Genomic DNA, 19,456 nt, shown 5'->3' with positions numbered 1-19,456 from the left:
AAATTGTAGAAAATTTCTGAAGGCATAAATGTCATAAATCTGATTTATAAATAAGGCTCATGAGGGCCTTATTTTTTATTAGAGCTTATGGAAAAAGAAAGAAGATGATTTTAATATGAAAAAACTTCAAATAAGCCTTAAAAACAATAACTATAATATCTATATACAAAGAAATATTTTAGGTAAGATAGAACAGCACTTGGCTGAAAATTACGTAGATAAAAAGATTGCTATAATTACTGATAGTAATTTAGAAAAGTTATATGTAGAAAACCTAAGTAAAGCACTTGTAAATAGGGGATTTATCACAGAAACTATAGTAGTAAAGCCTGGCGAAGAAAGTAAGTCTATAGATACTCTTAAGAAAGTATACGATAAACTTTCAGGTTTTAAGCTAGGTAGGGGAGACTTGATAATAACCTTTGGTGGCGGTGTTATAGGAGATTTAGGAGGATTTGCAGCTTCAACTTATTTAAGAGGAGTCTCTTATATTCAAGTACCAACCTCTCTTTTAGCCCAAGTAGATAGCAGTGTGGGTGGAAAGGTTGCAATAGATTTGCCTAGTGGCAAAAACTTGGTGGGAAGGTTCTATCACCCAAAGGCAGTTTTTATAGATCCAGAGTTTTTAAAGACATTAGATAAGAGGTTTTTACATGATGGATTAGCAGAAGTCATAAAATATGGATGTATAAAAGATAAAAGTATTATCAATGAATTGATGAATTATACTAACAATGAAGAACTTTTAGATAACATAGATTCTCTAATATACAAGTGCTGCAGTATAAAAAAATTAGTTGTTGAATTAGATGAAAAAGACTTCGGAGAAAGAATGCTTTTAAATTTTGGTCACACACTAGGTCATGTAGTAGAAAAATACTTTAATTATAAAAAATTTACCCATGGTGAGGGGGTGGCCATTGGAATGTTAGAAATAACTAAAAATACCGAAAAGCTTCATATTACAGAAGAAGGTGCTTCAAAATATATTGAAGAGGTGTTGAAAAAATACGAACTTCCATACAAGATACCAACAATGGATAGGGCTGAAGTACTTAATACTATAGTTTTAGATAAAAAGATTAGTGGAGAGAATATTAATTTAATTGTTCTAAAAAAAATTGGTGAAGGCGCTATTAAAAAAATTAGATTAAATGAATTAGATTATTATATTTAGTTATTACTTATTTAATTTTTGCAGAACTAGGAGGAAACTTATGAAGTATGTAAAGCTTATCCAAAGTAAGCTAGAGGGAGAGATAGTAATTCCAACATCAAAAAGCCTTTGTCATAGAGCGGTAATTTGTGCTGGACTTTCTGAAGGTGTTAGCAATATTAGTAATGTAGTTTTTTCAAAAGATGTTGAGGCTACCTGTAAAGCTATGAGTAATCTAGGAGTAGAGGTAACACTAGATAAAGAAGCTTCAAAAATAAAGGTAAAGAGTATCGGTAAGCTAGGGCCTAGAGATACCAAAATTGACTGTTTTGAATCAGGATCTACCTTGAGATTTTTAATACCTATAGCCGCTACTATAGGAAACGAAGTTACCTTTACTGGAAGAGGTAAGCTTGTAGAAAGACCTCTTGAAGATTATTATAAAATATTTGATGAACAACAAATTCATTATAAGAATGTAGACGGTAGGCTTCCATTAACTGTAGAAGGAAAATTAAAAGCTGGTGAATATAGAGTTAAAGGAGACGTAAGTTCTCAGTTTATCAGCGGTTTATTGTTTGCGCTCCCACTTTTGGAAGGAGACTCCAGCATAATAGTTACAACAGAGCTAGAATCTAAATCCTATGTAGATTTAACTATAGATGCTCTCAAAACCTTTTCCGTAGATATTCAAAATGATAACTACAAAGAATTTTTTATAAAAGGTAATCAAATATATAAGTCCTCAGACTATAGAGTAGAAGGAGACTTTTCACAAGCAGCTTTTTGGTTAGTTGCAGGTACCCTGGGAGCGGATGTAGCTTGTGATGGGGTAAATATGAATTCTCTTCAAGGAGATAAGGCTGTACTAGAAATAATTGAAACCATGGGTGGAGAAATTTCTGTAGAAGGAAATAAAATTAAAGCTTTACCGTCCAAAACTAAAGGCATTGTTATAGATGCTTCTCAGTTTCCAGATCTAGTACCTGCTTTGGCAGTATTGGCGGCACTAAGTGATGGAACAACAGAAATAACAAATGCATCAAGACTTAGATTTAAGGAATCTGATAGATTAACTGCCATAACTACTGAACTCAACAAAATTGGGGCAGATATAGAGGAAAAAGTAGATGGACTGATAATAAGAGGAAGGGAAACTCTTATAGGCGGAACTGTGAAAAGTTGGAATGATCATCGTATAGCTATGGCATTAGCAGTAGCATCACTAAAATGCAAAGAACCTATTGTAATAGAAGACTCTCATTGTATTGAAAAGTCTTATCCCGATTTTTGGAATCATTTCAGGAAACTAGGAGGTATGGTGAATGAGTGGAGTTTGGGGGAATAAAATTAAACTCTCTATTTTTGGAGAGTCACATGGAAAAGCTATAGGAATAAATATAGATGGACTTGAACCAGGTATAGACCTAAATTTAGACTATATTAATAAAGAACTGGAAAGAAGAGCTCCAGGAAAAAATAAACTCTCTACTGCAAGAAAGGAAGAAGATACCTTTCAGATATTGAGTGGATATTTTAATGGAAAAACCACTGGGACACCTCTTTGTGCAATAATTTATAATACAAATCATCATTCAAAAGACTACGAAAAAACCAAGAATTTAATGAGACCTTCTCATGGTGACTTTACAGGATATGTGAAGTATGATGGATTTAATGATTATAGAGGAGGAGGCCATTTTTCAGGAAGAATAACAGCCCCATTAGTATTTGCAGGTGCGGTATGTAAACAGATTTTAGAGGAAAAAGGCATAGTTATTGGAAGTCATATAAAAAGTATTGAAAAAACTGAGGATGAAAGTTTTGATTCGGTAAATGTAAATAGCGAAATATTAAAAATTTTAAAGGAAAATTCATTTCCAGCAATAGATGAAAAAATAGGCTTAGAAATGCAAGCAGCTATTATAAAAGCAAAAGAAGAAAAGGATTCAGTGGGAGGAGTAATTGAAACTGCGGTAATTAATCTACCAGTGGGAATTGGAAATCCTTTCTTTGATTCAGTAGAAAGCACTTTAGCACAATTATTATTCTCTATTCCAGCAGTAAAGGGGGTAGAATTTGGTGCAGGATTTGATATTACAAAAATGAAGGGATCAGAGGCTAATGATGAATATTATGCTAGCGGAGGAACAATAAAAACCTTTAGTAATGCTAATGGTGGAATCTTAGGTGGGATTACTAATGGAATGCCCTTAGTTTTTAGGGTCGCAATAAAACCTACTCCTTCAATCAGTAAAGCTCAAAGGACTGTAAATATTGAAACTAAAGAAAATACTGAAATAGAGATAATAGGACGACATGATCCTTGCATTGTACCTAGAGCGGTGTCAGTAGTGGAAGCAGTTACAGCTATAGCAATACTTGATTTATATTAACTTAAATTACATTTGGAGTTTGTGGTATAATAAGCCTATGTATTAAGACTAGAAAATACTTTTATTTATAGCATGGAGGGAATTGAAGTGAAACTAATATCATGGAATGTAAACGGACTAAGAGCCTGTGTTACAAAAGGCTTTTTAGATTTTTTCAAAAAAGTTGATGCAGATATATTTTGCATACAGGAAAGCAAATTGCAAGAAGGCCAGATAGATTTAGAGCTTGAAGGATATCATCAATACTGGAACTATGCTGAAAAGAAGGGGTATTCAGGAACTGCTATATTTACAAAAATAGAGCCACTAGGCGTTACATATGGGATTGGAATCGAAGAACATGATAAGGAGGGGAGAGTAATAACGCTAGAATTTGATGATTTTTACATGATAACAGTATATACACCAAATTCACAGCAGGAATTGGCTAGGCTTGAATATAGAATGAAGTGGGAAGATGATTTTAGAAGTTATTTAAAGTCTTTGGAAGAAAGTAAACCTATAGTTGTATGTGGTGATTTGAACGTGGCTCATAAGGAAATAGATCTTAAGAATCCTAAGACAAACAGAAAAAATGCTGGATTTACAGATGAAGAAAGAGAAAAGTTTACTGAATTGCTGGATGCTGGGTTTATAGATACATACAGATATTTCAATCCGGATAAGGAAGAAGTATATTCTTGGTGGTCTTATAGATTTAGTGCCAGAAAGAACAACGCAGGGTGGCGTATAGATTACTTCTGCGTTTCAGACTCACTTAAAGATAGATTAATAGGTGCAGATATTCACACAGAAGTTATGGGATCTGATCACTGTCCTGTAGAACTGGTTATAAAATAATGGTTTAAAAACAACTATTGTCTCGAATAACATCAAATTTGAAACCTATTTAAGAACAAGCTCATTTTACAACTAGCATATATTAAAATGTTGGTTGTAAAGTGAGTTTGTTTTTAATTTAATTAACCATTTATTAAGTAGTTACTTTGATAATTAGCTTTTATATAATAAATAATTAATTAAACAATGTAAAATCAATAAATAACATTGTTTTGTGCATGTACATCATGTATGCAATATGCTAAAATTTAAATACTAATTTAGGAACTCGCAAGATTTGACAAGTACCTATTAAATAATTTACGGTATAACACTTGTGTAAAATTAGTAGTAAGTTTAAAAATAAATTGTAAAACTGCGATGCTTTCATTTTAATTTTGTATAAGAGAAAAAGTTTTTCTCAAGGAGGTAATATATGGACGCTACAGATTTTAAAATAATTGAAGTGCTTTTGGAAGATGGCAGAATACCTATGAAGGAGCTTGCACAAAAGGTAGCACTCAGTCCACCAGCAGTTGCAGAAAGAGTAAAGAGGCTTGAGGAAGACAATGTAATATCTGGATATAAAGCTGTAATAAACTATGACAAACTTGGAAAGAAAATAAATGTGTTTATAAACGTAGGGTTAAGGGCTCAGAGAAATGAAAAGTTTATGGAATTTATTAAAACTGAAAGTTCCATAATTGAATGTCATCAGGTTACAGGACCATATAATAAGATTCTAAAAGCTAGAGTCGAAGATATTGCTAGTTTAGAAAAACTAATAGGGAGACTACAGATGTTTGGGACAACTGAAACATTTATAATTCTTTCTTCAATTGAAAAAGACACTTAAATATGAATTTAACTTTGATGTATAAAAACAGAATGCAACTATATAAAATTAATACAACTAGGAGGATTTAAACATGGATAACTTTAGTATTCATCGTGAAGAAATTGAGAGGGTTTATGGTAAGATTAGCCCTTTTGAACTTAAAGATAAACTAATTAATTTAGCTGAAGAATCAAAGAAAATTGGTACTCATTCACTGCTTGATGCAGGAAGAGGAAATCCTAACTGGATTGCTGCAACACCGAGGGAAGCTTTCTTTACTTTTGGCCATTTTGCTGTAGAAGAAAGCCGTAGAGTATGGAATGAAGATGATTTAGCTGGCATGCCAAGAAAAGAAGGGATTTCAGAGCGTTTTTTAGAGTTTGTAAAAACTAATAGCAATGCCCCTGGTATTGAACTACTAAGAAAAATGATTAATTATGGTGTTACAGTAAAAGGATTTAATCCTGATAACTGGATATATGAGTTGACAGATGGAATTATTGGTGACAATTATCCTCAACCAGATAGAATATTAAAGCACGTAGAAGGCATAGTCCATGACTATCTTATTCAAGAGTTATGCTATAATGAACCTCTTGAGAGAAAGTTTAAAATTTTTGCTGTTGAAGGTGCAACAGCAGGAATGTGTTATATTTTTGACTCACTACTAGCTAACAACATCTTATCAAAGGGCGATAAGATTGCTCTAATGGCACCAATCTTTACACCTTACTTAGAAATACCTCATTTACCAAGATACAATTTCGAAGTTGTAAAAGTTTTAGCAGATGAGGTAACTGAAGATGGCGTGCGTACATGGCAATATCCTTCTGAAGAAATGGATAAGCTGAGAGACCCATCAATAAAGGCATTATTTATAGTTAATCCTAGTAATCCACCATCTATGGCAATGAAACCAGAAACAATAAAACATTTGAAAGATATCGTTAGAAAGGATAACCCTAATCTGATGATCATTTCAGATGATGTATATGGTACTTTCGTAAATAATTTTTCTTCTTTAATGGCAGATTTACCTTATAATACAATCGGAGTGTACTCATTCTCAAAGTATTTTGGAGTAACTGGTTGGCGTCTTGGAACTATTGCGCTTTATGAAGACAATGTATTTGATAAGTTGTTAAGGCAACAAGATAATGATAAAAAAGAAAGAGCAAGAAAGCGTTATTCGGGTATTTCTACTAATCCTGATAAAATTCCTTTTATTGATAGAATTGTAGCAGATAGTAGACAGGTAGCACTTAATCACACTGCAGGTTTGTCAACTCCTCAACAAGTTCAAATGGCATTCTTTTCATTATTTGCCATATTAGATAGAGAGAATAAATACAAGCAGTTAACGATGGATATTTGTCGTCGTCGCCAAAAGCTTTTATTTGATGGATTAGGATTAAATCTAAGAGAGGATCCTTTTGATGCAGCTTACTACACTCAATTTGATTTACTAGAGTGGGCAAGCCATAATTATAATGATGAATTTGCAAAATACTTACAGGATAACTACAAGCCGGTAGATATTCTTATACGTTTAGCAGAGCAATCTTCCATAGTGCTGTTAAGTGGAAGTGGCTTCAATGGACCAGAGTGGTCTATTAGAATATCACTCGCAAACCTTAATGATGAATCTTATTCAAGAATTGGCCAAGTTCTTCATAAGATATTAGAAGACTATGCTGGAGAATGGAAGGAATCACAAGCACTATAATAAAAAACACCTCTATCAAAAACTTTCTTTTGATAGAGGTGTTTTTTATTATACTCAAGTTCATACAAAAATTTCGAAACTAATAAAATGATTTTTATGGTGTTAGAAATGAAAAGATGGATAAAATATTATATATGCTAAAATATCTATGCTTATGAAAGAGGAGTGATAACTTATGAAAAGATTAACTGAAAGAACTTATCAAGGTGAAAAACAATTTAATAAAGCATCTAAAAAGTTAGCAAAGAAAGGCTTTAAGGTTTTAAGTACGACTGAAGAAGATGGAAGGTATGTCGTGCAATATCAAACTAAACCATAGTAATAAAGATAATCTATAATTAACATCATCAACATAAGAGATAGTGTAGCAATAAATTGCCTCAAATCTTATTTTATCCGATATTTAAAATTAATAGTACAAAAACCCTATGCATTAAGCATAGGGTTTTTAGATAATACGAGCAAACTATTTTAGTAGTTTCCTTGTGCGTGCATAGCTTCAGCAACTTTTACGAAACCAGCAATGTTAGCACCAGCAACTAAGTTATATCCAAAGCCAAAGTTTTCAGAAGCTGACTTACAGTTATTGTAGATATTAACCATGATTTGATGTAATTTAGCATCTACTTCTTCTGCAGTCCAAGCTATTCTTCCACTGTTTTGTGCCATTTCTAGAGCAGATGTAGCAACTCCACCAGCATTAGCAGCTTTTGAAGGTCCTACTATTACACCTTTCTCTAAGAAGTATTCAACAGCTTCATTTGTACATGGCATATTAGCAGCTTCACAAACGAATTTAACTCCGTTTTCAACTATTTTCTTAGCTTCTTCTATTTTAATATCATTTTGAATTGCACATGGTATTATGATATCAGCCTTAACACCAAATGGCTTTTCTCCTGGGAAGAATTGTACGCCATATTTATCAGCATAATCTTTAATTCTTGCACCTTTGTTTATGTTTAACATTTCAACCATGTAATCAATCTTTTCTCCAGTTACTCCTTCTGGATCATAGATGTATCCATCTGGGCCTGAAAGTGTTACAACTTTTCCACCTAAATCGCTAACTTTCTTACATACTCCCCAAGCAACGTTACCGAATCCTGAAACTACAACTGTTTTACCAGTGAAATCTGTTCCTTCATGTTTTAACATTTCGTTACAGTAGTAACTTACTCCAAATCCAGTTGCTTCTGGTCTTATTAAGCTTCCGCCATAAGTTAATCCTTTTCCAGTAAGAACTCCATTTTCGAAAGCTCCTCTGATTCTTCTATATTGTCCATAAAGGTATCCTATTTCTCTTCCACCAACTCCGATATCTCCAGCTGGAACGTCTACATCTGGTCCGATGTGTCTGTAAAGCTCAGTCATGAAGCTTTGGCAGAATCTCATGATTTCATTGTCTGACTTTCCTCTTGGGTCGAAGTCTGAACCACCTTTACCTCCACCTATTGGAAGACCAGTTAATGAGTTCTTTAATATTTGCTCAAATCCTAAGAATTTGATAATTCCTATGTATACTGTTGGATGGAATCTAAGTCCTCCCTTGTAAGGTCCTATAGCTCCGTTAAATTGTACTCTGAATCCACGGTTAACTTGTAATTTTCCTGCATCATCAACCCATGGAACTCTAAACATGATTTGTCTTTCTGGCTCACAGAATCTCTCTAAAAGGTTTTCTTCAATGTACTCAGGGTGTTTTTCAAGTACTGGACCTAATGAACCTAAAACTTCTTCAACTGTTTGTAAAAATTCTGGCTCGTTACCATTTCTCTTCTTAACGTTTTCAATTACACCATTAATGTAGCTAGTTACTCTTTCATTAGTCATTTAAAATTACCCCCCAAAATATAATATATAATTTGTTGAAAATTATCATTGGTTTATTGCTCGTCTTTATCATACTACAATTTAAAATGATTTTAAACGTATACATAAAACTTCAATAATAATTAATGTTTTATGGTGATTTATCCTAAATTTATTATCTGTGATAAGGTTTACAGCCTTATTCAAATTATAATTTTAAGGTTAAATAGCATTATCGCTTAATATTTTAAATTAAAAAAAATTAAAACTTGTGTTTATTACGTCATAAATGTATAAAATTCGATAAACTTTGAAGTTACACATTGTTATATATTAAACAAACTTAATTAATTTAATAAGTTTCAATAATTTTAATAAAAATTTGTTTATTTTTATCGATTATATGTTAATATTTAAGAGTATATAATAGTTTAAGCATAAATAGTTAAATATTTAACCAAGGGAGTATTGAAATGGATAGTTTAGATATAAAAATATTAAAGTTATTACAGAATAATGCTAGAGTTACAGCTTCAGAAATTAGTAGTAAAGTTAACTTATCTGTGCCAGCAGTGAGTGATAGGCTAAGAAAGCTGGATGCTTCAGGTGTGATAGAGAAATACACTATAATTATTAACGGAAAAAAAATAGATAGAAATTTAACAGTAATTATGTTTATTAGCTTAGAGTCACCTAAGTTTACAACTAAATTTTTAGACGCAATTCAAAAGGAAGATGAAATAATAGAGTGTCATTATCTGGCGGGAGACTATGATTATGCATTGAAAATCATTACTGAAAATACAGAAACACTTGAGATAATTCTAAACAAGATAAAGGGAATGAATGGAATCATGAAGACAAAGACTACAGTTGCTTTATCTACTATTAAAAATAGTTATTCAGTAATGCCAAATGAAGAAGATTATTAATTATTATAAGTTTTTCTACGCAACTATTACCATGGGGAATAGCATATTTTATTGAGATAAACGAATATAAATTATAATAGTAACTAAGAAAATTAAGTTAAATTAGATATCAGAAAACTATTTTTAATTGGAGTGATAAGATATGAGTAATTTAATATTCCCTAGCTTTTATGAAATGCATCCTGAGTTAAATTATAGCAAAGATAATACAAAGGCTTTTGTTAATGATGATGAAGTATTGAAAATAGCGGCAGAAAAAGCTATAAAATTTAGAGATGCATCAGGACTTAATGGACTGGTTGGCGATTTGCAAAATATAATTGTTAATGTAGAAAATGATAACCTTGAAGAAGCAGCCACTGAAATATTGAATTACACAGGATATGAGATTGATCAGTGCTTTAGTAATTCAGAAAATAGAACTATCATACTAAAATATAAAGGTTCTGCAGATATAATAATAAAAAGTAGATTACAAAAAAACAATGGGTTTTTAGATTATAATATCAACCCTAAATCAAAACATTTACCAAATACGAGACTAGAGACTTTCGTTTTTGAGTGTTTTGATATTTATAAATATGTAGAAATACAAAAAAGAAGAGGGGTTGTATTTGAAACTAGTAGAATAATGGATAATGGAAATTACTTATTTATTCAAACCATACCATCAAGTTTTACTGGCAACTCAATAGGACTTATACAATGGAAAAATAGTAAAAAAGAATATATGAGCCCACAGGATAGAGTTATAAAGATTGTAGATAAAAAAATTAACAAAGTGTATTTGGGTAATATAGGAAAGCTTGATCATGCTGCCACAAGAGTAAAGGCATTCGATAGGGATTCTGCATTAGTAGAATTTATGGAGCTTACAAATTATAACTTTGACTTTGCTATATATGTAGACTCATTAAATTCAATTACTAATGTGGCAAGGCTAGATAAGGCTAAATTCGCTATGGTCTTTACATCTGGAATACAGCCTTATATTGATGAAGAAACTTCTGGACCTACGGAAAAGTTTATATATAATTATGGAATAAGAGTTCATCACCTTGCTTTTGAAACAGATGACATAGATTACACATATAGATCTTTGCAAAGAGATGGTTATAAGTTTATGTCCGAACTAGTGGGATCAGAAGCTAAAGGTATAAAGCAAGCCTTTTCGAGCCCATCTGTTAATACACTATTAGTAAATGAATATGTGGCTAGATATGGCGGATTTACAGGTTTCTTCATAGAGGAAAATGTTACAAAATTAACTAAAGCCACAGAAAACCAATAGTTATATAAGAAAAAAAGAAGGGATGAGTTCAATGGTAAGATCCAGCAATATAGAATGGATAGACAACCCCTTTGCAAGACATAATAATTCAGAAAGATTTTCAACAGATTTTTTATCAAGACAAATTATAGAAATTACAAAGAGTTTTCATAAGAGTTTTCCTGGGTATTGCATTACTCCAATCCACAGTTTAGATAGACTAGCAGAAATGTTGGATTTAGATAAACTTTGGGTAAAAGATGAGTCCTATCGATTTGATTTAAATGCATTTAAGGTACTTGGAGGTTCTTACGCTATAGGAAAATATCTAAGCGAAAAATTAGGAGTAAGTATAGAAGAGTTATCTTTTGAAAAATTAGTATCTACAGAAATAAAAGAAAAACTAGGAGAAATTACCTTTGTTACTGCAACGGATGGAAACCATGGAAGAGGAGTTGCTTGGGCGGCAAGACAACTAGGACATAAGGCAATAGTTTTCATGCCGAAGGATTCATCAGAAACAAGACTAAGTAACATAAAGGCAGAAGGCGCAGAAGCGTATATAACAGATTTAAATTATGATGATGCAGTTAGATTTGCTAGTGAATATGCTAGAAAACATAATGGAGTAATTCTACAGGATACTGCTTGGGAGGGATATGAAAATATTCCTACATGGATTATGCAAGGCTATACAACTTTAATTGATGAGACCTTAGAGCAACTTAGTAACAGAGGCGAAGGAAAACCTACTCATGTATTTCTTCAAGCTGGTGTAGGAGCTTTTGCAGGTGCAATACAAGGATACTTAGCAGAAAGATATGGTAATGAAAGACCAGTAACTATAGTTGTTGAACCCGATGAAGCAGCCTGTATTTATAAGTCAGCTAAAGCCGGTGACGGAAAACCACATCCAGTAACAGGAAATATGCCAACTATAATGGCTGGACTTGCTTGCGGAGAACCTAATATAATAGGTTGGAATATATTAAGAGATTACTCAGATATTTATTTATCTTGTAAAGATTATGTAACAGAACTAGGCATGAGGATACTTGGAAATCCCATTAAAGGCGACCCTCAGGTAATATCCGGAGAATCTGGAGCCATTGGGCTTGGAGCAATTAGCTTAATAGTTAAGGATAGTAGTTTAAAAGATTTAGCCAAAAAATTGAGTTTGGGTAGAGATTCGAGAGTATTAATAATAAGCACAGAAGGGGACACAGATCCTAAAAATTATAGAAAAATAGTTTGGGGTATGGAGCTTTAAATTTATCGGATGTCTATCTGTTCCGATACTCGCCTCGCACCTTTGAAAGCGATTTACATCAAATCAGGCTAATTATGAATCAGGCAAGATTAGAACCTTTCCTGATTCAATTTCCACCTTATTTTAGAAATTCTTTCTCCCATTCCTTGTAAATAACGAAGAACTTATTAAACATGCCCTCTAGTGTAATTAGGTACTCTAAATAACTATCGTCATCTATACGATTCTTAGAAACCTTTAGTAATTCTACTTCTAATTGTATAGTACCAACTAAGTACTTGAACTCCAAAAAATTTAAGCTAATAATGATAGGATCTCCGTAGGCACCATTTGTTAAAAAATAAATAACATCATGAAGCTTATCATTAAAATCTTTTAAGTAAGTTAACTTTTCAAAGTCATTTTCTAATTCAGCTTCCTTTATAAGTCCTTCATTAATTATTGTTTGCTTATGAACACAACTAATGACAGCATCCATTTCACTTAATCTAATTTGTACTTCTCTTCTAGTATATACTAATTCATCTTCTGGAAATATACCTAAATCATAATCTGTTATATTTAACTTATCTTTATTTATTCTTTTACTAAACTTTTTAAATTCGATTACTTTTCCCATAAGTTTCTCCTTTTAGTTATTAACTATTTATATTATGCTTAAAAATTCAATTGATATTTCACTTCAATTAAAACTTAAAGTAGGTGAAATTGGATCTTTAATCATAAAATTATAACATAGTCTATGTTAATTAGAAAAGTTCATTTACATGAGTGTGATAGTTATAGAAAGTAATTATAGATGATTAGAGATGTATCAGACATTTCAATAGGTGCATATATTTACTTTTTTAGACAATGAAGCTAAAATTAATAGTTGATATTATAAATTTTTGAATATAAAAGACTAAGGAGGAGAGCTAACTTGAAAAAAATTAGTAAGCTATTGGGGGTATTTTTAGCTTTATCGATTTCTGCAGCGACTTTGTCGGCATGTAGTAGCAAGGAAGTTGTAAAAAATACAGATGGAACCAAAAATATTTCAACAAAAGACTTAAAAAATAAGATAGGTAAGAGTGATTGGGTAGTAGTAGATACAAGAGAGAATGATGCCTATATCGGGTGGAAGCTTGATGGTATAAACCGAGGTGGACATGTTAAGGGGGCTACAGATTTTTCAGCATCATGGTTAAAGGTTGATGCTAAAAATAAGGACAAGACTTTGGAAGAGACTTTAAAAACGAAGGGAATATCTTCAGAAAAAAATGTAGTTCTGTATGATGCAAATGGTAAAGATGGAAGGGAAGTCGCAGACTTTTTATCTAAAAAAGGATATAAAAATATATACACATATGATATCAAAGAATGGTCAAAAGATGAGAATCTCCCAATGGAAGCTTATGCTAACTACCAAATGTTAGTTCCAGCTTCTTGGGTAAAAGATATAATTGATGGTAAAAAACCAGAGACTTATAATGGTAAAGAATATAAGGTTTTTGAAGTTTCTTGGGGAAAAGAAAAAGATTCACCTGACTATTTGAAAGAAGGTCATATAAAAGGAGCAGTGCACATAAATACTGATGAAATAGAAGAAGGCCCTCTTTGGAATCGTCTTTCAGATGACAAGCTACAGAAATTTGCAGAAAATAACGGAATAACTGTAGATACTACTACTGTATTATATGGAGCTGATTCTATGGCAGCTTACAGAGTGGCAGCAATATTAAAGTACATGGGCGTTAAGGATGTTAGAGTACTAAACGGTGGAACAGCAAAATGGAAAAATTCAGGATATGAATTAGAAAAGACATCAAATCCAAATGTTCCTGTTGCATCATTCGGAGCAAAGGTTCCTGTAAATAAAGGATATATTGTTGACTTACCACAAGCTAAAGAAATAATTGCAGATAAAAAAGGAAGCAAATTAGTTGATATAAGAAGTTGGGATGAACACATAGGTAAAACTTCAGGATATGATTATATAAAACCAATGGGTCGTCCAGCAGGTTCAGTTTGGGGACATGCAGGTTCAGATAACTCAAACTTAGAGCATTATAGAAATATAGATAACACAATGCGTAACAAAGATGAAATTATTGCAATGTGGAAGGAATGGGGAATTACTCCAGAACAAAGATTATCCTTCTTCTGCGGAACTGGATGGAGAGCAGCTGAAGTACTAACATATGCAGATGTAATGGGATTAAAGAACATATCACTATATGATGGTGGCTGGAATGAATGGAGTGGAAACACTGGAAATCCAGCAAATCCAATTGAAACAGGCGAGCCTAAGAAACAATGATAAATTTATTTCCTAGAAGGTTAAACTTGTTCAATATTTTACTTATAACTATATGAATAATAATTTTTTTAAAAGGTGCTAATTATGAAAATTAGAAATATTTTTCGATGGATAATAACTTTCATTCAAATAGCGCTAGTAGTTGCTACAATTATTATATATCACTTATCAGAATCGAAGATGGGCGTTATGCGTTCTCTAATATATAAAAATGAAACTTTTGATAGGTCATTTTTGAAAATTAAAGTAATTTATTCTTTGATTTTTATACTTATCTCACTTTTACTTTTGGCAGTAAGATACTATAAAAAATCCAGTAAATTTAAAAATTGCTTATCGATCATTGTATTTAACATAATAGTATCCATTTTTGCAATTTTACTAAATAGCGATATATTTCTATCATATTATGTTTTGTTACTATCAGCTTTATCTGTACTATGTATGCAGATAGTAAAATTAATTTTTACCTAAATAGAAAGAGCAGACGAAATAAATACGTCTGCTTTTTCTGTTATATAGATGATTTCCAAAACATAAGTTATAATATATATTAGGATATATTACTTAAATATTAGGGGGAATAAAATACTATGAATAGGAAAATAGAGAATATTTGTATATACGGAGTAGGAGGAGTAGGGGGCTACTTCGGAGCAAAGATGTTGAATTCCAGTATTAACGAAAACTATAAAATTAGCTTTGTTGCAAGAGGGGGGCATTTAAAAGAGATAAAAAATAATGGAATAGTTTTGAAAGCAAATAGTAAAGAAATAAAGGCATATCCAAACTTTGCAACAGATAATATAGATGAGGTAGATAATATAGATTTACTTGTAATCACCGTAAAAGGCTATGATTTGGAGGAAACTATAGAGAAAATAAAAGGAAAAATTAAAGAGGATACAATTATATTACCTCTTTTGAATGGTGCTGATATATATGAAAGAATTAAGTCCAAAATAACAAAAGGTATAATTTTACCAGCTTGCGTATATATTAGTGCAAATATCGAAAAACCAGGAATAATTTCACTTAATGGGACAGATGGGAAAATAATATTTGGAAAAGATCCTGAGCATTCAGATTATTACCCAGATAATATAATAAAATGCTTTAATGATTTAGATATACAGTTTAAATACGAGGAAAATCCATTTAAGGAAATATGGACAAAGTATATATTTATCGCTCCTTATGCACTGGTTACTGCTCACTCTAGGAAATCAATGTGCCAAGTTCTTGAAGACAAAGCTTTAGTTAAAGACCTAGCATTTATTATGGAAGAAGTAAAACAACTTGCATTTAAAAAGAATATTTTTTTAGATGAAGATATTATAGAAAAATCAGTTAATAAGGCTAAAAACTTCCCTTATGACGCCAAAACATCATATCAAAGGGATATAGAAAGAGGAAATAAGTATAATGAGGGAGATCTTTTTGGGGGAACAATTATAAGAATGGGGAAAGAATACGGTGTAAAGACAGAAGTAACAGAGAAATACTATATATAAGTAAAAACAGATACTTAATTTAAGTTTAGAAATAGATAATTTAATATAATTACCTTCAAAGAACTTATATATTATCTATTCTATGTTATGTTCACTAGGATTAGATTATATTTTACTTGTTATCAGACATTAAATTTGTATGTCAGGGTATTTAGTTATACTATCATATGAAAAATTAGAAACTTAGCTAACTTTACCTGTGGTGGAGCTAGCTAAGTTTCAATTGTTTTTACAATGAAAGAATGGAAAACTTCCTTTATTACTAATTTTTATTAAGACTAAATTCTTAATATTAACCCGAAGCTAGTGTCACCTTAAAAGAATGATTTATATCGCAACATCCTTTAAAATCAAGAAAGTTAAATTTAATATATATGAATACTAGTGAAATACTTAAATAAAATAAATAAATGTACGAGCATTATAAAGGGTATACCTAAGACAAAACTTAAGTGTTTAGTTTTATGTCTAAATAGCTGCATGCCTAAAAATATTCCAATGCTCCCAAAAGCAATAGCAACAATGAATAGCCTTTTTTCAGGGATTCGCCATTGCCTCTTTTTAGATTTGTTTTTATCGCAATACATCAGAAAGACCCCATAAAGATTTATAATCAAAGCATAGTACAAAAATATTTTCATAATTAAAACCTCATAATCTTTTTTCTTTATATCTTTAAAATACCTATAATGAAATTATAGCATATTTAGTCTTTTATTACCCTTAGAAATAATAGTATAAGTACTATAAGTTTTAAAAAGAGCTTTAATTAGTTAAAGTTTAACAGCTAAGGTTTCAATATTTAAAACATAAAGTTGAGTATATGACTTTATTTTAGTACAATAATATATGTAAATTTAGAATGATTATAGGTTGGTATAAGTTATCTACTTTTCAATAGCTAACATTTGCCTTGAATATTAATCATAACAATGGAGGAAACAATGACAAGCAATTCTAATGACTTTGAAGTGAAATTATTATTTAATAGATTAAAGACAAATGATTATAAATCTATAATTTTACTCTGTAAAGCCTTACCTAATTTTAAACAAGCTATAGGAAGGCGAGAGCATAATGAAGTAGTATTAAATAAAACTGAATTTAATGAGTACTACCATAAATTTTTCTTTGTCTGCAATCAGGTTAACAAATATAAATCAACTAAATTATTGCATAATGGTGAACGGATTAATATTAAAGATATTCAATTAATATACTCTAATTTACGTAAATCACTTGCAAATAATGAAGAAACTACTAAAAACAAGATGAAAATTACAAGTAAAAGAATTAAGAAAACTGGGGTACTAAATAAATCTGAGAACAAAAGTAAAATAGTCAGCAAAACAAGGCCGTTAATTGAAAAAGAAGAAGAAGATATACTTTTAGACAATAGCAAAACAACTCAAGGTACAGTTGATGAATTATTAAAAGAAATTGAAAATGATGATCAATCAAAGATTGCTGTAGAAGAGCGAAAAAGATTAATCCCAACTGTTACCTTCGATGACATTGGAGGTATAGATGATATTCTTCAAGAGATAAGAGAAACTGTAGAATTACCGCTAAAAGCACCACAAATATTTAAACACTTAAACATAAAACCTCATAGAGGAGTGTTACTTTATGGCCCATCTGGTTGTGGGAAAACTATGATGGCAAAGGCTATTGCAAATGAAATAAAAGCTCATTTTATACCAGTGAAAGCTTCAGAGCTTATGAGCATGTGGCATGGTTTATCCGAAGAGAATCTGAGAAATATATTTAAAGAAGCTAAGGAAAGGCAGCCATCTATTATATATTTTGATGAAATCGATTCAATTGCAAGAGTAAGAGGTAATGATGAAATTGGAAGATATGATGATAGATTTCTAACTCAACTGTTGAGTCTAATGGATGGAATAGAGGATTATGGTGATATTTGTGTTATTGGATCTACAAATATGATAGATATTATAGACAAAGCTCTGTTAAGACCAGGAAGATTTGATTTAAAGATATTAGTTAAGATGCCAGACAAAAAAGGATGCACTGAAATATTTTCAAAAGTTACTAAAGGTATGCCTATAGACATTAAGTTTGATAAAGAGAAGTTTAGCAACTTACTCATAGGATTGTCCGGAGCGGAAATATCCTTTATAGGGAGAGAAGCAGCTTACAATTGTATGAGAAGGAATTTAAATATAAAGCAATGCTTAAATGATGTTAGCGAAATCAAGAACCTATCTAAATTTATCATAAATGAAGACGATTTTTATAACGCTTTAAGTAAAGTTAAAAATCAATATAGATAAGTTTAAAAAAATTTCGAATTATATAATTCCATAATGGTTAATATAATATTAGTTTCACCTAAATAATCATTTTGGAGGTTGTAAGTATGGAAATAAGAAGTCATATTTGTAAGGAAAAACTTGCGAAAATAAATATTGGGCAAACTTTTGAATACAGCGCAGTTGCTAAAGATGATTTCCCAGTTAGCGATCATACTGAAGATAGTATACAATTTAAAAATGAGGTTGAAAATGGATTGTTTGATAACGTAGTGGTTAGTGACTCGAATGCACCACACGTAAAATACAAGAAAATATCCAATGAAACTTAAGAAAAAAATAATTAGTAAGATAATAGATAAGTGTGCTATAACCATAGACATTTATCTATTTTTTATATAAACATGATTACAGTTTGTAAAAAAGGAAATATACTCATTAAAGAAATATGAAATCAAAAATATAGTAAGTAATAGATAATTGAGAGGAGAAACTATATAATATGGAATTTAATAATTACAAGATAGAAACCTTCATACCTGAGAAGTTCTTGAAAGAATTAAGAAAAGGTCTTAATGATATAGGAGCTTTAACAATAGGTGGGAACTATGATAATTGCATGACAGTGTACAAGGTTACAGGTTTTTGGAGGCCATTGGAAGGTGCTAATCCTTTTGAGGGAGAAGTAGGTGAGATATGCGAAGCAGAAGAATTTAAAGTTGAATTTTGTTGTAGGAAAGAAGTTTTAAAAGAAGCCATAAAAACAATAAAAGAGATTCATCCTTATGAGGTACCTGTAATTAACGCAATTCCCATACTAAGTCCTAATGCTGTAATGGAGTTAAAGTATTAAAAATTTTTAAACTGGTTAAGATAATATGAGACAAATAATCAGCTTGGAGGTAAGTACAATGGAAGGAAAGAGTAATATAGATTTTGAAAAACTGGAAAGGATTGAAAATGGTCAAACTTTTGAGTATAGAGATGTGGTTAGCGAAAGTTTTCCAAAGGAACACCATCCAGAAGGTGGGGCGGAATTTAAAAGAGAAGTTGAAGATGGAGTTTACGAAAATGTAATAGTAAGTGATCCTGGTGCTCCACATATCGAATATAAAAAACTATAAACAGAGTTCTTGGCATCAGAT

At 31.2% G+C, this 19,456-nt stretch carries 19 protein-coding genes; 16 read left to right on the top strand and 3 right to left on the bottom strand.

What is annotated here, in order from left to right:
• Nucleotides 1-115: 115 nt before the first annotated feature.
• The 7 genes from aroB to AC0N0V_RS10490 all read left to right on the top strand — a co-directional run bounded on the left by aroB (nt 116) and on the right by AC0N0V_RS10490 (nt 7,254).
• Nucleotides 116-1,177 (top strand): 3-dehydroquinate synthase, encoded by a 1,062-nt coding sequence (gene aroB / locus AC0N0V_RS10520; protein ID WP_474463971.1) that lies wholly within the window; start codon nt 116-118, stop codon nt 1,175-1,177.
• Between the two features lie 40 nt (nt 1,178-1,217).
• Complete coding sequence (gene aroA, locus AC0N0V_RS10515; protein WP_474463970.1) at nt 1,218-2,504, top strand: 3-phosphoshikimate 1-carboxyvinyltransferase; 1,287 nt, start codon at nt 1,218-1,220, stop codon at nt 2,502-2,504.
• The gene (gene aroC, locus AC0N0V_RS10510; RefSeq protein ID WP_474463969.1) at nt 2,482-3,552 is read left to right on the top strand and encodes a chorismate synthase; all 1,071 of its coding nucleotides are present in this window, start codon (nt 2,482-2,484) and stop codon (nt 3,550-3,552) included. Before aroA ends, aroC begins: the two co-directional genes overlap by 23 nt.
• An 87-nt stretch (nt 3,553-3,639) precedes the next feature.
• Nucleotides 3,640-4,392 carry an exodeoxyribonuclease III gene (locus tag AC0N0V_RS10505; RefSeq protein WP_474463968.1) on the top strand — a complete coding sequence of 251 codons (753 nt, stop codon included), beginning with the start codon at nt 3,640-3,642 and terminating at the stop codon, nt 4,390-4,392.
• Nucleotides 4,393-4,807: 415 nt separating this feature from the next.
• Nucleotides 4,808-5,227: an Lrp/AsnC family transcriptional regulator gene (locus AC0N0V_RS10500; protein ID WP_474463967.1), complete on the top strand. Its 420-nt coding sequence runs from the start codon at nt 4,808-4,810 to the stop codon at nt 5,225-5,227.
• A 73-nt stretch (nt 5,228-5,300) separates the two neighbouring features.
• The gene (gene aspD / locus AC0N0V_RS10495; protein WP_474463966.1) at nt 5,301-6,935 is read left to right on the top strand and encodes an aspartate 4-decarboxylase; all 1,635 of its coding nucleotides are present in this window, start codon (nt 5,301-5,303) and stop codon (nt 6,933-6,935) included.
• 175 nt (nt 6,936-7,110) lie between these two features.
• Nucleotides 7,111-7,254, top strand: a complete 144-nt coding sequence (locus AC0N0V_RS10490) for a hypothetical protein (protein WP_474463965.1) — start codon at nt 7,111-7,113, stop codon at nt 7,252-7,254.
• A 152-nt stretch (nt 7,255-7,406) separates the two neighbouring features.
• On the opposite strand, the gene gdhA is transcribed toward AC0N0V_RS10490, so the two are convergent.
• On the bottom strand, nt 7,407-8,768 hold the full coding sequence (gene gdhA, locus AC0N0V_RS10485) for an NADP-specific glutamate dehydrogenase (protein ID WP_474463963.1): 1,362 nt from the start codon (nt 8,766-8,768) through the stop codon (nt 7,407-7,409).
• A gap of 452 nt (nt 8,769-9,220) precedes the next feature.
• Here gdhA and AC0N0V_RS10480 point away from each other — a divergent pair, with 452 nt between their 5' ends.
• The 3 genes from AC0N0V_RS10480 to dpaL all read left to right on the top strand — a co-directional run bounded on the left by AC0N0V_RS10480 (nt 9,221) and on the right by dpaL (nt 12,219).
• Nucleotides 9,221-9,679, top strand: coding sequence for an Lrp/AsnC family transcriptional regulator (locus AC0N0V_RS10480; RefSeq protein WP_474463961.1), 459 nt, complete (start codon nt 9,221-9,223; stop codon nt 9,677-9,679).
• Between the two features lie 142 nt (nt 9,680-9,821).
• Complete coding sequence (locus tag AC0N0V_RS10475; RefSeq protein ID WP_474463959.1) at nt 9,822-10,970, top strand: VOC family protein; 1,149 nt, start codon at nt 9,822-9,824, stop codon at nt 10,968-10,970.
• 31 nt (nt 10,971-11,001) lie between these two features.
• A complete protein-coding gene (gene dpaL, locus AC0N0V_RS10470; RefSeq protein ID WP_474463957.1) occupies nt 11,002-12,219 on the top strand; it encodes a diaminopropionate ammonia-lyase in 1,218 nt (405 codons plus the stop codon).
• Nucleotides 12,220-12,337: 118 nt separating this feature from the next.
• Here the strand turns inward: dpaL and AC0N0V_RS10465 are convergent, their stop codons facing one another.
• A complete protein-coding gene (locus AC0N0V_RS10465) occupies nt 12,338-12,838 on the bottom strand; it encodes a hypothetical protein (protein WP_474463954.1) in 501 nt (166 codons plus the stop codon).
• 303 nt (nt 12,839-13,141) lie between these two features.
• Here AC0N0V_RS10465 and AC0N0V_RS10460 point away from each other — a divergent pair, with 303 nt between their 5' ends.
• A complete protein-coding gene (locus AC0N0V_RS10460; RefSeq protein ID WP_474463952.1) occupies nt 13,142-14,521 on the top strand; it encodes a rhodanese-like domain-containing protein in 1,380 nt (459 codons plus the stop codon).
• Between the two features lie 593 nt (nt 14,522-15,114).
• Nucleotides 15,115-16,035: a ketopantoate reductase family protein gene (locus AC0N0V_RS10455; protein ID WP_474463951.1), complete on the top strand. Its 921-nt coding sequence runs from the start codon at nt 15,115-15,117 to the stop codon at nt 16,033-16,035.
• A gap of 365 nt (nt 16,036-16,400) precedes the next feature.
• Here AC0N0V_RS10455 and AC0N0V_RS10450 read toward each other — a convergent pair whose 3' ends face one another.
• Complete coding sequence (locus tag AC0N0V_RS10450; RefSeq protein ID WP_474463949.1) at nt 16,401-16,676, bottom strand: DUF1294 domain-containing protein; 276 nt, start codon at nt 16,674-16,676, stop codon at nt 16,401-16,403.
• A gap of 303 nt (nt 16,677-16,979) precedes the next feature.
• On the opposite strand from AC0N0V_RS10450, the gene AC0N0V_RS10445 reads away from it, so the two are divergent.
• From AC0N0V_RS10445 to AC0N0V_RS10430, 4 genes are all read left to right on the top strand, one after another.
• Nucleotides 16,980-18,332 (top strand): ATP-binding protein, encoded by a 1,353-nt coding sequence (locus AC0N0V_RS10445; protein WP_474463948.1) that lies wholly within the window; start codon nt 16,980-16,982, stop codon nt 18,330-18,332.
• 86 nt (nt 18,333-18,418) lie between these two features.
• The gene (locus tag AC0N0V_RS10440; RefSeq protein ID WP_474463947.1) at nt 18,419-18,643 is read left to right on the top strand and encodes a hypothetical protein; all 225 of its coding nucleotides are present in this window, start codon (nt 18,419-18,421) and stop codon (nt 18,641-18,643) included.
• Nucleotides 18,644-18,813: 170 nt separating this feature from the next.
• Complete coding sequence (gene cutA, locus AC0N0V_RS10435) at nt 18,814-19,164, top strand: divalent cation tolerance protein CutA (protein ID WP_474463945.1); 351 nt, start codon at nt 18,814-18,816, stop codon at nt 19,162-19,164.
• 58 nt (nt 19,165-19,222) lie between these two features.
• Nucleotides 19,223-19,435 carry a hypothetical protein gene (locus tag AC0N0V_RS10430; RefSeq protein ID WP_474463943.1) on the top strand — a complete coding sequence of 71 codons (213 nt, stop codon included), beginning with the start codon at nt 19,223-19,225 and terminating at the stop codon, nt 19,433-19,435.
• Nucleotides 19,436-19,456 lie beyond the last annotated feature (21 nt).

The sequence above is a fragment of the Clostridium sp. CS1-1 genome (genome assembly GCF_056135525.1).
The sequence above is the reverse complement of the archived record's forward strand: the minus strand, read 5'-3'. Positions and strand labels throughout refer to the sequence as shown.

Coding starts and splice junctions, on each gene's coding strand:
- AC0N0V_RS10430 (WP_474463943.1), top strand. CDS start 19,223: ATGGAAGGAAAGAGTAATATAGATTTTGAAAAACTGGAAAGGATTGAA.
- gdhA (WP_474463963.1), bottom strand. CDS start 8,768: ATGACTAATGAAAGAGTAACTAGCTACATTAATGGTGTAATTGAAAAC.
- AC0N0V_RS10500 (WP_474463967.1), top strand. CDS start 4,808: ATGGACGCTACAGATTTTAAAATAATTGAAGTGCTTTTGGAAGATGGC.
- AC0N0V_RS10450 (WP_474463949.1), bottom strand. CDS start 16,676: ATGAAAATATTTTTGTACTATGCTTTGATTATAAATCTTTATGGGGTC.
- AC0N0V_RS10455 (WP_474463951.1), top strand. CDS start 15,115: ATGAATAGGAAAATAGAGAATATTTGTATATACGGAGTAGGAGGAGTA.
- AC0N0V_RS10440 (WP_474463947.1), top strand. CDS start 18,419: ATGGAAATAAGAAGTCATATTTGTAAGGAAAAACTTGCGAAAATAAAT.
- AC0N0V_RS10490 (WP_474463965.1), top strand. CDS start 7,111: ATGAAAAGATTAACTGAAAGAACTTATCAAGGTGAAAAACAATTTAAT.
- AC0N0V_RS10465 (WP_474463954.1), bottom strand. CDS start 12,838: ATGGGAAAAGTAATCGAATTTAAAAAGTTTAGTAAAAGAATAAATAAA.
- aspD (WP_474463966.1), top strand. CDS start 5,301: ATGGATAACTTTAGTATTCATCGTGAAGAAATTGAGAGGGTTTATGGT.
- aroA (WP_474463970.1), top strand. CDS start 1,218: ATGAAGTATGTAAAGCTTATCCAAAGTAAGCTAGAGGGAGAGATAGTA.
- AC0N0V_RS10475 (WP_474463959.1), top strand. CDS start 9,822: ATGAGTAATTTAATATTCCCTAGCTTTTATGAAATGCATCCTGAGTTA.
- aroC (WP_474463969.1), top strand. CDS start 2,482: ATGAGTGGAGTTTGGGGGAATAAAATTAAACTCTCTATTTTTGGAGAG.
- AC0N0V_RS10445 (WP_474463948.1), top strand. CDS start 16,980: ATGACAAGCAATTCTAATGACTTTGAAGTGAAATTATTATTTAATAGA.
- cutA (WP_474463945.1), top strand. CDS start 18,814: ATGGAATTTAATAATTACAAGATAGAAACCTTCATACCTGAGAAGTTC.
- AC0N0V_RS10480 (WP_474463961.1), top strand. CDS start 9,221: ATGGATAGTTTAGATATAAAAATATTAAAGTTATTACAGAATAATGCT.
- aroB (WP_474463971.1), top strand. CDS start 116: ATGAAAAAACTTCAAATAAGCCTTAAAAACAATAACTATAATATCTAT.
- dpaL (WP_474463957.1), top strand. CDS start 11,002: ATGGTAAGATCCAGCAATATAGAATGGATAGACAACCCCTTTGCAAGA.